Here is a 12,642-nt window from a genome sequence, read left to right as displayed (position 1 = left end):
CCTGTTTTAATGGACAAGGCGCAGCAGGATGCTGGACGCGAACACAAGCCCTATCACCCTTTTTGTCGAGGGTGATTCGAATGACTTTCAGGTACTCAGCTTCGAGGGTTACGAAGCCCTCAACCAAACCTACCGTTTCGATATCGAACTGGTCAGCGAAAGGCCTAGCCTTGATTTGGGGAGCCTGCTGCATAAGCCCGCCTATTTTGCTTTCGGGCCTGCCGGTTGCGGCGTTCACGGGCTGGTTTATCGAGCCGAACAGGGCGACTCAGGCAAGCGACTAACGCGTTATCGCCTTAGCCTCGTGCCCCAATTGGCTTACCTAGCCCACCGCACCAACCAGCGCATCTTTCAACAACTCAGCGTAACCAAAATTATCGAGTCGATTTTTAAGGAGCATGGTCTGTTCGAGGGGGCCTATCGCTTTCAGCTCGGCAAAACGGTGTATCCACCGCGCGATTATTGCGTTCAATACGATGAAAGCGATCTCCATTTCATCCAACGCCTCTGCGAAGAGGAAGGTCTGAGTTACCACTTCCAGCACAGCGGGAGCGGCCATGTCTTGGTATTTGGAGATGATCAAACCGTCTTCCCCACGCTCTCGTCCGTGCCTTACCAGCAGGACTCCGGCATGGCCGCTCAGCACGAGGTTGTTCGCCGCTTCGGCGTATGCCTTGCGACACGAACCAGCCGCGTTACGCGCCGCGATTACAACTTTGAAAAGCCGCGCCTGCTTATGGAAGCGGCCTATAAAGGCACGTCTTCTCCTGACTTAGAAGATTATGACTATCCCGGCCGTTTTACCGACCGCACCTACGGCAAGCTTCTCGCTCAGCGTGCCCTGGAGCGGCACCAGGCAGATTCGCAGCTGGCGGAAGGCAACAGCGATGCCGGACTGGTCAGCGGACACTTCCTACCACTAACCCATCATCCAAGAACGTCCTGGAATGCCCTGTGGCTCGTGCAGGAAGTTTTCCATGAAGGCCGACAGCCTCAGGTGTTGGAGGAATCGGTTACCAGCGACACTCTTCCTGAGAACGGCTTCACCCAAGGCTATCGAAACCGCTTTACCGCTACCCCGTGGGACGTGCCCTACCGCCCCGCCCTTAAGCATCCCAAGCCTAAAGTGCTGGGAAGCCACTAAGTACGGATTCAAAGACAGTCTTGTTGAAGGCTATGCTCTCATTTCCATACTCCTAGAGTTAGACGGTGGAGGTGATATGCCAAGGCTTGTAAACCTTAAGCTCCCTAAAATCGCAGCTAAAATGACACCTCAACAACTAGAAGAAGCCCAACAGTATGCAAAAGATTGAAAAGTTACACATCCGCCCCTTTCCTTTTACCCTGTCAAGTTAGGCCTCTGACTCTATGCAGAGCCTTTTTTGTATAGTTATTTCCTCACAGCGCGTTTGAGTTAACCGGCTTCTCCCAGATCAAACAGGGAAGCCGGCAAGCGTCAAACTTCCATATAAACCACCTGCGTATGGGTGTACTCATACAACCCATGCTTTCCATCCGCCCCGCCAATGCCTGACTTGCGTACCCCCGCATGGAAGCCTTGCATGGCTTCGAAGTTTTCGCGGTTGATGTAGGTTTCGCCAAAATCGATTTCACGGCAGGCTTGCATGGCTTTGCTCAAGCTGCGGGTATAAATGGATGAGGTGAGGCCATATTCGGAGTTGTTTGCCAGGGCAATGGCTTCGTCCAGGCTATCAACGATCTGGATTGGCAGGACGGGACCAAAAATCTCCTCACGCATGATGGTCATATCCTTCCGGCAACCGGCCAGCACCGTAGGTTCGTAGTGGAAGCCCTGGGGGCGGTCTGCGACCTTGCCACCGGAGACGACCTTAGCGCCCTGGCTGACTGCCGTGCGAACACGTTCGGCAACTTTATCGAGCCCAGCCTGGTTGATCAGCGGCCCCATTTCTACCGAGGCGTCAGCAAGTGGATCTCCGTAGCGCGTTTCACTCATGGCGGCGCTGACGCGTGAGATGAACTCGTCGGCTACGCCGCGCTCGACGTATACACGCTCAGCACAGTTACAGACCTGTCCGGTATTGATGATGCGCGAGCCGCGAATTGCCCGGACGGCAAGGTCAAGATCAGCGTCGGCCAGCACGATGGCCGGCGCCTTACCGCCGAGCTCAAGGTTGAGCTTGGTGAGGTTTGGTGCAGCCGACGCCATGATGCGCGCACCGGTGGCGACGCTGCCGGTAAAGCTGATCATGTCGACACCGGCATGGGCGCTGAGCGTCCTGCCTACCTCCCCTGCTCCACTGACGACGTTGAACACGCCGGGCGGTAAATCCGTTTCGGCGACCAGTTTGGTAAATTCGAAGCAGTTGATCGGTGTTTCTTCGCTGGGTTTGATAACGATGGTGTTGCCGGTTACCAGGGCAGGAGCCATCTTGCGGGCGATGAGGAAGAACGGGAAATTCCAAGGCAGGATGCCTGCGACCACCCCCAGGGGCTTACGGAACAGAAAGATGTTTTCGTTGGGCCGGTCACTGGTGATGATTTCGCCTTCGATGCGGCGCGCCCACTCTGCCATGTAGTCAATGTAATCAGCCGTGAAGTTGACTTCGACTTCAGCCAGACCACTGACCTTGCCCTGCTCTTCGGTAATGATGCGCGCCAGCCGGGGCGCATGTTCGCGGATCTTGGCGGAAATTTTTCTCAGGTAGCCCGCACGCTCGATAGCAGGCTTTTTTGCCCAGCCTTTTTGAGCGGCACGTGCAGCCTCGATGGCGCGGTTTACATCATCGCCATTGGACGCAGGCACGTCGGTCAGTCGCGCACCGGTGGCCGGGTTGAAAACGCCAAGGTGCTCGCTGCTGGGTTGAAACGCACCGTTGATAAAGTTCTGATACGGTTGGGTCATGGCCGATTCCTCTTGTTTTAATAGGTTCGCGAAGGCGCGCTGGCGGCCGGGCCTTCCTTGTAGCGACGCAGGTTATCCAGGGCTGCCTGACGCATCAGGCTGATGTCGATACCCACGGCAATGAACTGGCAGCCCCAGCCCTGGTAGCGGCGAGCGTCATCCTCTTGCGGAGCGAGAATGCCACTGACCTTGCCGGCAGCACGGGTGGCGTCGATAGCATGGCGAATCTTTGTCTGCACCTCAGGGTGGCGGGGATTTCCTGGATAGCCCAGGCCGGAGGAAAGGTCTGCTGGGCCAACAAAGACTGCATCGACGCCCTCTACCGCAGCGATGGCTTCTACGTTTTCAACGCCCCTGGCCGATTCTACCTGCACAATCAGGCACAACTCTTCATGCGCCGTTGCAAGGTAATCCGGTACACCGTCCCAACGGGTCGCGCGCGCCAGCCCGCCACCCACGCCACGAATACCATGAGGTGGGTAGCGCATGGCTCTGACCAGATCACGGGCCTGCTCGGCCGTTTCTACCATAGGCACCATCAGCGTCTGGGCGCCGATATCAAGCAGTTGCTTGATCAGCACACTGTCCCCCGTCACGGCTCGCACCACGGGCTGGGTGGCATAGGGCGCAACAGCCTGGAGCTGGGCCAGGATCGTCGGGATGGTATTGGGAGCATGCTCGCCATCAATCAATATCCAGTCATAGCCGAGGGTAGCAACGATTTCCGCCGCGTAGCCTGTGGCAAAACCGGCCCAGATACCATAGGTAGTCTGGTCTTTCTTGAGGGCTGCCTTGAAGGCGTTGTGAGGAATCTGCATAAGAAGTCCTATCGCATGGAAGTTAAAGGATCAGTGAGAAGCCAGATGGCCTCCTTTCTCAGGAAGCTTGAAGATAAAGAAGTAGCTAGCGGCGCCGAGTAACGCGACCAGAGCGGCGATAACCAAGGCAAGTGTGAAAGAGCCGGTCTGCTGCACAACCATGCCGGTCACGACAGGGGCAAAGGCTCCACCAAAGTAGCCGCCGAAATTTTGAATGCTGGCCAGCGAGGCGACCATGCGTGAAGGAACGGCCACACTAACCAGGGACCATGTGCCGGCCACTGCAACGTTCAGGCAGAACAACGCTGCACTAAACAAGGCCATCACTGGGACGACGCCTTGGGCATAGGCGCCAAGGACTGTGAAAAATCCTGCACCGATCAAGCCACCACAAATTGGCCATTTGCGGCTACGGCTGACGCTGGCACCACCACGAATCACCCGATCGACCAGCAGACCGCCGCTAATCACGCCTGCGGCACCGGCCAGGAAGGGAATACTGGCAACCCAGCCGGCGCTGGCCAGAGATAAATGATGCGTTCGCTCCAGATATGCAGGGAGCCAGGTTAGATACAACGACAGCATGTAGATAATACCGACGTAGCCAAACACGATGCCCCAGGTCACACGCAACCTGAATAGTCCACGCCACTCAGCAAAGGTCATGCGTCCGCCACTCTCGCCCTTGGCCATACCTTCATCCAGGTAGTGCTGCTCCTGGGCGGTAAGACTGACTTCATCCCGGTTGCGGTAAACGGCGTACCAGATGATCGCCACGCCCACGCCCATCACGCCCATGGCTATGAACATCGCCCGCCAGCCCAGGCCCAGAAGCAGCGCGGCGAGAATGGGCTGGGCAATAGCTGGTCCCAGTGAGGAAGCCATGTTGAAGATGCCAGAAGGCAGTCCTCGCTCCCTGATGTTGAACCACTCGCTGACAACCTTGGCCCCCGCAGGAAATTGCGGCGCCTCGCCGACACCCAAGCCGATACGCGCCAGGATCATGTGGTTGAGTGTACTGAAGACGCCAAGCAGCCCCTGGGCGATGGACCATAGGCAGATTCCCAGGCCCAGTGTTAGGCGCGCACCAAAACGATCAAGGATGCCGCCAATGGGCAATTGCGCCACGGCATACGCCCAGGAAAACACCGAGAGCAAAAGTCCCATTTCGGTAGGTGTGAAAGACAATTCTCGACTGATCGTCTGGTTGGCAATGGCCAAGGTGCTACGGTCGAGGTAGTTGACGAAACCCGCCAGCACCAACAGCGTCAGTGCTACACACTGAATGCGCTTGAGCCGTGCGCTTTTGACCGAGATGGCCGCTTCCCTTGTGGGAGCCGAATCCGCTGCTGTACCCACTGCTGCCTGCATGTTGTTGTTATTCATCAAGGCACTCCAAAGATCGAAGCGAAGCGGTACTCCGCCTGGAATGGCTATTGCAGATTCACGAACATCCCTCCATCTACCAGTAGGGATGCGCCGGTGACGTACTTGGCCATGTCCGAAGCCAAGAACACGACCGGGCCAGCTAGGTCGTCCGGCTCGCCCAGGCGCCCTAGAGGAGTACGCTTGATCATGTAGTCACGTTTGGCCTGATCGGCCAGGTCGTCCTTGTTGATGTCGGTCTCGATGGTGCCCGGCAATACGGCATTGCAGCGGATACCGTATGGGCCTAGAGCGATGGCGCAAGACTGCATGAGCGAGAGCAACCCGGCCTTGGTCGGCGTGTAGTGTGTTTGCATTGCTCCGCCCACCAGCGCGCTGATCGAGCTGACGGCAATGATCGAGCCGCCCCGCCCCTGCTCCTTCATCTGATTGGCTGCGGCCTGCACAGCGAAATAAGCACCATTGAGGTTGGTATCAACTGTCTTGTAGTAGACCTCGCGCGGCATATTGAGAAAGGCATGAAATGGACATATACCGGCGTTATTGACGAACACATCCACACTACCGAATGCCTCTACGGCTGCCTTAACCAGCTTATCGCCGGTATCCGGATCGGCAGCATCAGCCCCTACGTCCACTGCACGGCTACCGGCCTGCTCAATCGCCTGAATCAGCGAGGCCACGTGCTGCTTGCTGGACTCGCTACCACTATGTCCAATGATGACCTTGCCACTCTGGCGCGCACATTCCACTGCAATGGCACGGCCGATGCCGCGGGAGGCTCCGGTAATGATCACTGTCTTGTCTTTAAGCAGCATGAATGTCTCCTCTGATTATCGATAAACCCTAGTTCCGGTTGGTATTTACGCCAGGTAATTGCCATAACCCACCATGGCAATGGACGCCAGGATGACCACGATGCCCGCTAGCAGAATGCGCTTGTTGCGAGCCGAGGTGCCCTGCCACTCGCGGAAGTACAGCCCCCACAGGTTCGAGACAACGATGATGAAGGACATGTGCAGCACCCAGGAACTGGCATCATTGTTCAGCCGACTCTCGCCCATGCCATAGAAGAAAAACTGTAGAAACCAGATCGTGCCGGCACTGGCTGCCAACAGGTAATTACGCAGCAGCGGCGTACGCTGGTCTGTATAGTTGTGGAAGGACCGGTTCCGGCTGTTCAGCAGCAGGCACCAGATCGCATTGGTAGTCAGGCCGCCCCACATGATCAACATAAAGGTGATGTTGTTCTGGAACAGACTGTTACTCCCCTGAGCTACAGCCGCTTCCGCCAAGGGCTGACCGGCAGCGATGCCATAACTGAAACAGGCACTGAGCACACCGGAGATGATGGCAACGATCCAGCCTTTGGCCAGGGAGAACTCCGCCACGCTGGCCTGCTTGGTCGCCTCGGACACCTCATGTTCCTTGATCACACCTGCCCGTCCACAGATGACAATGCCCACAAGCGAAATGGCTACGCCCGCCAGCACCCAATGCCCGCCCGCGCTAGCGACCAACTCGGTAAACGAGCCATGGGTATCATCAGTAAAGAGGTCCTTGTAGAGCGCAGGCATCAACGCCCCGAGGGCAGAGGTCAGCCCCATGATGATGGACATGCCCAGCGACAGCCCCAGGTAGCGCATGGTCAGGCCAAAGGTGAGGCCGCCGATCCCCCACAGCACACCGAAGATATACGTCCAGAGCAATGTTGACGTATCAGCCTCGGCAATGATGCGCGTAAAGTCGGGGACAGTCAGTGCGGCCGCAACCAAAGGTACGAATAGCCAGGAGAACAGGCCGCCGATGACCCAATAACTCTCCCAGGCCCAGCCCTGCACCTTTTTGTAAGGGATGTAAAAGCTGCCGGAGGCAAAGCCGCCGATAAAATGCAGGAGCACTCCAAGCAGGATAACCTCCATCAGGCGTCTCCTGCTGTTAGAGCAAAGACAGGCTCCAGCGGTACGCTAACGGGCGATTCATCAGGATTTACGGCCATGATGTCTGCCATGTAATGCCACCAGCGCTTCATCACCGACAAACGAGGCAGCTCATCCAACAGATGTTCATCGTGGTGCGTCAGCACGGCGTAGAGTGCATGCGTTTCGGCATCCAGAAAGATGCGGTAATCCTGAACACCCGCAGCAAGCAGCGCGTCGACAAGCTCGGGCCAGATCTCGTCGTGCCGGCGCTTGTACTCCTCAGACTGGCCGGGATTTAAGGTCATGCGGAACGCTTTTGTTGGCATTATGGCGTTTCCTTGTCGGGCGGCGCGGTTCCTCCGCGCCGCGTTCCTTTATCAGTGATCGTACGGCCGATGCAGCTGGCACTCGGGGTTGAGGCGCACGCCAAAGCCGGGCTTGTCCAGCACGGACGCCTTCATACGGCCGTTGATGGGAATCGGCTCATCCAGGAGCTGCGGATTGAACATCGGTACGACCTGATCCGCCTTGGGTGCCATCATCAGGAATTCCGAGAACGGGCTGTTAGTGCGGGTAATGACAAAGTGATAGCTGTAGACAGAGGAGCCATGCGGCACGACCAGCGCGTTATGCGCATCGGCCAGCGCTGAAATCTTGATCAGCTCGGTAATACCGCCACACCAGCCCACGTCCGGCTGGATGATGTCGCAGCAGCCCATCTCCAGGAGCATACGAAAGCCCCAGCGGGTCGCCTCGTGTTCGCCGGTGGTCACCAGCATGCCGCTAGGTACTTGTTGTCGTAAGGCGGCGTAGCCCCAGTAATCATCTGGCGGCAGTGCTTCTTCGATCCATTTGAGACCGAATTCGCTCGCAGCATTGGCCAAGCGGGTCGCGTAGTTAAGGTCAAGGCTCATCCAGCAGTCGAACATCAGCCAGAAGTCGTCCCCTACCCGTTCACGCATGGTGGCCAGTGTCTCGATATTCTTGCGCAGCCCCTCCTCGCCCTCGGCTGGGCCATGTTGAAGCGCCAGCTTGCCGCCGATAAAGCCCATCTCCTTGGCCAGATCAGGCCGCGCGCCGGTGGCGTAGAACTGAAGTTCGTCCCGTACAGGCCCACCCAGAAGTTGATGAACCGGCTCCTGACGAACCTTGCCGAGCAGATCCCACAGGGCCAGGTCCACTCCGGAAATGGTGTTGAGCACGATACCCTTACGCCCGTAGTAGAGCGTGGCGTTGAACATCTGATCCCAGATCTTCTCGATGTCCGTTACCTTGGCGCCTTCGATGAAGCGGGCCAGGTGTTTTTCGACGATAAAAGCCCCCAACTCGCCGCCTGTGGTGACCGCAAAGCCTACTGTACCGTCACTGGCCTCCACCTCTACCACCAGCGTACCGAGCACGTTGATACCAAAGCTGCGACGGCTCTGCCGGTATTCCGGGTACTTCGCCATAGGCGTGGAAATGTGGTCATCGATCCAGTGGCCGTCACCTTGATCGTGGTAATCCGCACCGCCGCCTCGGAGGGTGAACGCACGGACGTGTTTAATGGTGGGCATGCTCATGGGCGTCTCCTGGCAACGTATCGAGAGGCGTAGCGGCGCGTGTGACAGGCGCCGAAGGACTGAATCGGTGAACAGCAAGAATCAGCAAACCGGCTAACAGGCTGGCACCGGCAAGGAAATACAGACCGGCAGCCGTCGAGTCGAAGGCCGTCTCGGCCCAGCGCTTAAGGTTGGGTGCCATAAAACCGCCCAAAGCGCCTACGGAGTTAATCAGGGCGATACTGCCAGCGGCTGCACTACCGGCAAGGTAGGCTGACGGGAAGGTCCAGAAGATTGGCTGGACAGCGATAAAACCGGAGGCTGCAAAGCACAAGGCAATCAGCGCCAGCATGGGTGAGCCAAAGGCTACCGAGGCAGCGATACCCAATCCTCCTACAGCAACCGTAAGCGCTGCGGTCACACGACGGTTGCCGGTGCGGTCGGAATAGGCCGGAATCAGGTAAGCCGCCGCCACTGCACACACCCAGGGAATCGCCGTCACAAGACCGACCATAAAGCCGACTTTCTGCCCTAGCAGCCCTGCAACCTGCGTAGGCAGGTAGAACACCACGCCATAGACGCTGGTCTGGATCAGCATATAGATCAGGCACAGGTACAGGACGCCGGGATGCGTCAGCACCTTGAGCAGGCTTTTACCATGAGCCATTTTCTCGCGGTCTTCCTGGTCGAGAGTGTCTTGCAGGGACTGCCGCTCTTCCTGAGTCAGCCATTTGGCATTTACCGGACGATTGTCCAAGTACCAGTAGGCCCAAACGCCTACCACAGCCGCGAGCAACCCCTCGACCAGAAACAGCCACTGCCACCCGTGTAGCCCGGCCATGCCGTCAAATTCAAGCAGCAGACCTGAAAGAGGGCTACCAAAGATGAACGCCAGCGGTGCGCCAAAATAAAAGAAGCCCATGGCCCTGGCGCGGGCCTGATGAGGAAACCAGTACGTCAGGTAGAGAATGACGCCTGGGAAGAATCCGGCCTCGGCCACGCCGAGTAAAAAGCGCAGCACATAAAAGGTCATTTCGTTGTGGGCAAACATCATCGCCGCCGAGATCAAGCCCCAGGTCACCATGATCCGGCACATCCACAACCGGGCACCGACCTTATACATGATCAGGTTGCTGGGCACTTCCAGAAAGGCGTAACCGAGAAAGAAAATCCCGGCGCCAAAGGCAAAGGCTGCATCGGAGATCCCGGTATCTGCCTGAAAGGCCGCCTTGGCAAAGCCCACGTTGGCACGGTCCAGGAACGCGAGCACATACATGAGCAACAGGAAAGGCAGGAGCCGCCATGAGACTTTCTTAATGATGTACGGAGATATGGTGTTCACGTCAGTTTCCTTTTGGAATTGTTGTCACTGCGTGGACATGCCGGTTTAAGGCCCGGCATGGAAAAGCTAACAGCCAAGCTCAGCCGGAAGTAGAAAAACATCGAAAGGGGGGTGATAGTGCGAGTGACCGACCAGAGCCCATTCGCAAGGCAACCTGCTGCATACGGTTCATATTGACCGTCCTGATTGTTGTTATTAGTAAAACCGAATCTAACCCCACTATCGATGCATCGCTAATCGAAATAAACTTACATGTGATACCTTTTTTGCATCAGACATTAATGTATCTTGAGAACAACAGGTTCAGGTTGTTCATGCCTGCTCCATCCGGCGCGGCACCCAGCGATAGGCCTGTTGTGAGGTGTGATGGAGCACCTTGGCCTGTGCCTTTAAGGACTTGGTTGCAAGATAGGCCCGGGTTAATGACAGCGTGTTCTCAAAAGAACCTAGCAACTCGCTGTTGGGCCAGTCGCTGCCGAATAAGATGCGGTCCTCCCCAAACAATTGCCAGAGGCGGTCAAGATGCTCCTGGTAGTACGCTACGTCGAAACACACCGCTGCGCCGTAGCGCTGGGGGATCTCGGACAGTTTCATATAGACCTGCTCGTGTGAAGCCAAGGACTCAAGTGCTTGCCAGTAAACATCATGTTGAAAAGTCTCGACCTGGGCATTCGGCAGGTGATCCACCACGACACGCAGCGTAGGCACTTTTTCGCCTACATGGCACAGCGCCTGAATCAAGGTAAAATCTGGATTAGCGCTATCGAGTACTCGGTTACTCTCCGCCAACAGTCTTAGCCCCGCTAGAAACCCGGAACGATTTAGGTCCTGGGCTAGATCTCTTCCCCATAGATTTCCATAGCGCACCCCCAGAAATAGTGGCTCGCGGGAAAGCAGATCCAGGTCACCGGCAAACGAGGTTTCGTCAGGCACAATGTTACCGACGAAACCCACCATGCCTTCGTGTGCCCGAACGGCTTCTAGCAGCCAGAAATTGTCTTGCCGCCAAGGACTCGCCTCGACCGCAATTGCGCCTACAATCGAAGAAGTTGCTGGCTGGGCAAAATAATCAGCCGGCAGCACGCGACGATAAATCGGATCGCTTTTTTCTGGCCAGGGGACACTCTCAGGGCGGGTAGGGTCGAACAGATGAATATGCGTATCAATAATGGGCCCGTCATACACCGCAGACACGTGTCCAGAAGCAGCACCCCGCAGGATAGAAAGCGGCATGGCAGCTATTCCTTACAAGCAGAGGGCGATGGTGCAAAAGGGTACATCTGAACAGCGGGCAGGACCGGAGCGGCATAAATGCATATTCATAAAAATTCCTTTTTATTATTGAAGTTTCTTCTTTAGCCGTTCCGCCGCACTATTACCAATAACAATTAGCTCAACAGCGATACCGGAGCCGCATCGGTTGCCGAGGAATAATAAGAATGCATGTCTCTACCACCGCCCGCGCTCTTTTCAATCGGCTGCGCTACAAGCACCTGCTCATGCTGGTTACGCTGGGCAACAGCCAGAACCTGCATCGGGCCGCGCAGGCCTTAAATATGTCTCAACCGGCTACGAGTAGGATGTTGCAGGAAATCGAAGAAGCCTTCGGCTGCGAACTGTTCGAACGGCAAAGTCGAGGGATGCGGCCCAACGCCTTGGGCGAAGAAGTCTTACAGTTTGCGCGTAAGGCATTGACCAATCTGGACCGCTGCGCAGAAGACATCACTGAGCGCCAGCAAGGCGGCTATGGCTATCTGTCTATCGGCACCATAATGGGAGCTGCGCCGGATCTGGTCGTGCAGTCCATTGCCGAGATGAAGCGCCAATATCCTCGCTTGCGCCTGCGTATCATGGGTGATACCAGCGATCAGCTTATCGAACTGCTAGACCAAGGCAGCATTGATCTGGCTGTGGCCCGCCGCAGTTTCGAGAGCGACCGCAGCCGCTATGTCTTTGAACCCTTGGGTAATGAACACCTAACTGTCGTGGTGCATGCTGGTCACGCGCTGAGCCAGCGCGACCGTATTGACCTTAGCGAATTGGTTAACGACTGGCCTTGGATCCTGCAACCCGCGTCGAGCCCAGCACGGGCTGCCTTAGAGAATTCTTTCGAACGGCTTTCATTACCTTCGCCGCGCGACATAATCGAATGCAGCTCGGTCTTTGCCATGCTGCAATTGGTACAAATGACGGATGCTATTCTGGTTTTATCGGAAACCGTACTGACCGACTACTTGAAAACCGATCTTGTCGTAGCGCTGCCCATCGAAATCGAGGAAGAAATGGCCCCTTATGGTGTTTTACTGCGCAAGAACGAGCCTCTTAGCCATGAACTCAAACTCTTTCTGGATTTGCTCCGCAACCGCGCCCGGCGGCTGAGCAGTATTACCTGAGCCGCTGCTTCCCGCCCGGCTGTTAAACTACCGACTTCTTCACCTATCGCCATACAGATGACTGTTTTCTGGCTAGCCTTGGCCAACGTCCCTTGGGTGCGTTGCTGTTCAGCGATAACAGCTTTATTCGCGGTCCTCTGGAAGCCACCCGTTATCCAGCCTACTGGCTGCCTGTTGCCGTCAGGGAGGAAAACCTTTGGGCGCGACGCTCCGTGTTCCGTCGTGATGGCTTGGCCGTCCTGGTTGCGGAAGTCTTTCTACCGGACCTCTGGCGGTTCGTGGAAAGTCAAAGGCTATAATCGAGGCTACCTGCCCTTTGACGGTGCAGCTTTCGTTCATTCCAACATGGCACTGCA

At 56.6% G+C, this 12,642-nt stretch carries 10 protein-coding genes and 2 pseudogenes; 3 read left to right on the top strand and 9 right to left on the bottom strand.

Going from position 1 to position 12,642, the window contains the following annotated elements:
* Positions 1-28 precede the first annotated feature (28 nt).
* A pseudogene (gene tssI / locus IQ22_RS06060) lies at positions 29-1,138 on the top strand (type VI secretion system tip protein TssI/VgrG); the annotation flags it as partial.
* 318 nt (positions 1,139-1,456) lie between these two features.
* Here tssI and aldA read toward each other — a convergent pair.
* The 9 genes from aldA to IQ22_RS06015 all read right to left on the bottom strand — a co-directional run bounded on the left by aldA (position 1,457) and on the right by IQ22_RS06015 (position 11,126).
* Positions 1,457-2,884: an aldehyde dehydrogenase gene (gene aldA, locus IQ22_RS06055; RefSeq protein ID WP_145139565.1), complete on the bottom strand. Its 1,428-nt coding sequence runs from the start codon at positions 2,882-2,884 to the stop codon at positions 1,457-1,459.
* 17 nt (positions 2,885-2,901) lie between these two features.
* Positions 2,902-3,702: an HpcH/HpaI aldolase family protein gene (locus IQ22_RS06050; RefSeq protein ID WP_145139563.1), complete on the bottom strand. Its 801-nt coding sequence runs from the start codon at positions 3,700-3,702 to the stop codon at positions 2,902-2,904.
* Between the two features lie 30 nt (positions 3,703-3,732).
* On the bottom strand, positions 3,733-5,088 hold the full coding sequence (locus IQ22_RS06045) for an MFS transporter (RefSeq protein ID WP_244308971.1): 1,356 nt from the start codon (positions 5,086-5,088) through the stop codon (positions 3,733-3,735).
* A 47-nt stretch (positions 5,089-5,135) separates the two neighbouring features.
* Positions 5,136-5,906, bottom strand: a complete 771-nt coding sequence (lra1, locus tag IQ22_RS06040; RefSeq protein WP_145139560.1) for an L-rhamnose 1-dehydrogenase Lra1 — start codon at positions 5,904-5,906, stop codon at positions 5,136-5,138.
* A 45-nt stretch (positions 5,907-5,951) separates the two neighbouring features.
* Positions 5,952-7,010 carry an L-rhamnose/proton symporter RhaT gene (gene rhaT, locus IQ22_RS06035; protein WP_145139557.1) on the bottom strand — a complete coding sequence of 353 codons (1,059 nt, stop codon included), beginning with the start codon at positions 7,008-7,010 and terminating at the stop codon, positions 5,952-5,954.
* A complete protein-coding gene (gene rhaM, locus IQ22_RS06030; RefSeq protein ID WP_208733605.1) occupies positions 7,010-7,336 on the bottom strand; it encodes an L-rhamnose mutarotase in 327 nt (108 codons plus the stop codon). The genes rhaT and rhaM overlap by 1 nt, the downstream gene beginning before the upstream one ends.
* A gap of 51 nt (positions 7,337-7,387) precedes the next feature.
* Complete coding sequence (rhmD, locus tag IQ22_RS06025; RefSeq protein ID WP_145139554.1) at positions 7,388-8,572, bottom strand: L-rhamnonate dehydratase; 1,185 nt, start codon at positions 8,570-8,572, stop codon at positions 7,388-7,390.
* Positions 8,553-9,893, bottom strand: coding sequence for an MFS transporter (locus IQ22_RS06020; protein WP_145139552.1), 1,341 nt, complete (start codon positions 9,891-9,893; stop codon positions 8,553-8,555). The genes rhmD and IQ22_RS06020 overlap by 20 nt, the downstream gene beginning before the upstream one ends.
* A gap of 312 nt (positions 9,894-10,205) precedes the next feature.
* Positions 10,206-11,126: an amidohydrolase family protein gene (locus IQ22_RS06015; protein WP_145139549.1), complete on the bottom strand. Its 921-nt coding sequence runs from the start codon at positions 11,124-11,126 to the stop codon at positions 10,206-10,208.
* A gap of 206 nt (positions 11,127-11,332) precedes the next feature.
* On the opposite strand from IQ22_RS06015, the gene IQ22_RS06010 reads away from it, so the two are divergent.
* Together IQ22_RS06010 and IQ22_RS06005 are read left to right on the top strand one after the other, a co-directional pair.
* Entirely contained in the window at positions 11,333-12,286 is a 954-nt protein-coding gene (locus tag IQ22_RS06010) for a LysR family transcriptional regulator (protein ID WP_145139546.1), read from the top strand.
* Between the two features lie 68 nt (positions 12,287-12,354).
* Positions 12,355-12,585: pseudogene (locus IQ22_RS06005) on the top strand (chorismate--pyruvate lyase family protein); the annotation flags it as partial.
* Between the last annotated feature and the right edge of the window lie 57 nt (positions 12,586-12,642).

Origin of the sequence: Pseudomonas duriflava (assembly GCF_007830155.1) — a bacterium.
GTDB classification, from domain to species: Bacteria; Pseudomonadota; Gammaproteobacteria; order Pseudomonadales; family Pseudomonadaceae; genus Chryseomonas; species Chryseomonas duriflava.
Note: the sequence above shows the minus strand (reverse complement) of the source record. Positions and strands in the feature narration are given on the sequence as shown.

Bases quoted from the DNA above. Each gene is read 5' to 3' on its own strand.
- IQ22_RS06050 (WP_145139563.1), bottom strand. From the start codon at position 3,702: ATGCAGATTCCTCACAACGCCTTCAAGGCAGCCCTCAAGAAAGACCAG.
- aldA (WP_145139565.1), bottom strand. From the start codon at position 2,884: ATGACCCAACCGTATCAGAACTTTATCAACGGTGCGTTTCAACCCAGC.
- rhmD (WP_145139554.1), bottom strand. From the start codon at position 8,572: ATGAGCATGCCCACCATTAAACACGTCCGTGCGTTCACCCTCCGAGGC.
- IQ22_RS06045 (WP_244308971.1), bottom strand. From the start codon at position 5,088: ATGAATAACAACAACATGCAGGCAGCAGTGGGTACAGCAGCGGATTCG.
- rhaM (WP_208733605.1), bottom strand. From the start codon at position 7,336: ATGCCAACAAAAGCGTTCCGCATGACCTTAAATCCCGGCCAGTCTGAG.
- lra1 (WP_145139560.1), bottom strand. From the start codon at position 5,906: ATGCTGCTTAAAGACAAGACAGTGATCATTACCGGAGCCTCCCGCGGC.
- rhaT (WP_145139557.1), bottom strand. From the start codon at position 7,010: ATGGAGGTTATCCTGCTTGGAGTGCTCCTGCATTTTATCGGCGGCTTT.
- IQ22_RS06015 (WP_145139549.1), bottom strand. From the start codon at position 11,126: ATGCCGCTTTCTATCCTGCGGGGTGCTGCTTCTGGACACGTGTCTGCG.
- IQ22_RS06010 (WP_145139546.1), top strand. From the start codon at position 11,333: ATGCATGTCTCTACCACCGCCCGCGCTCTTTTCAATCGGCTGCGCTAC.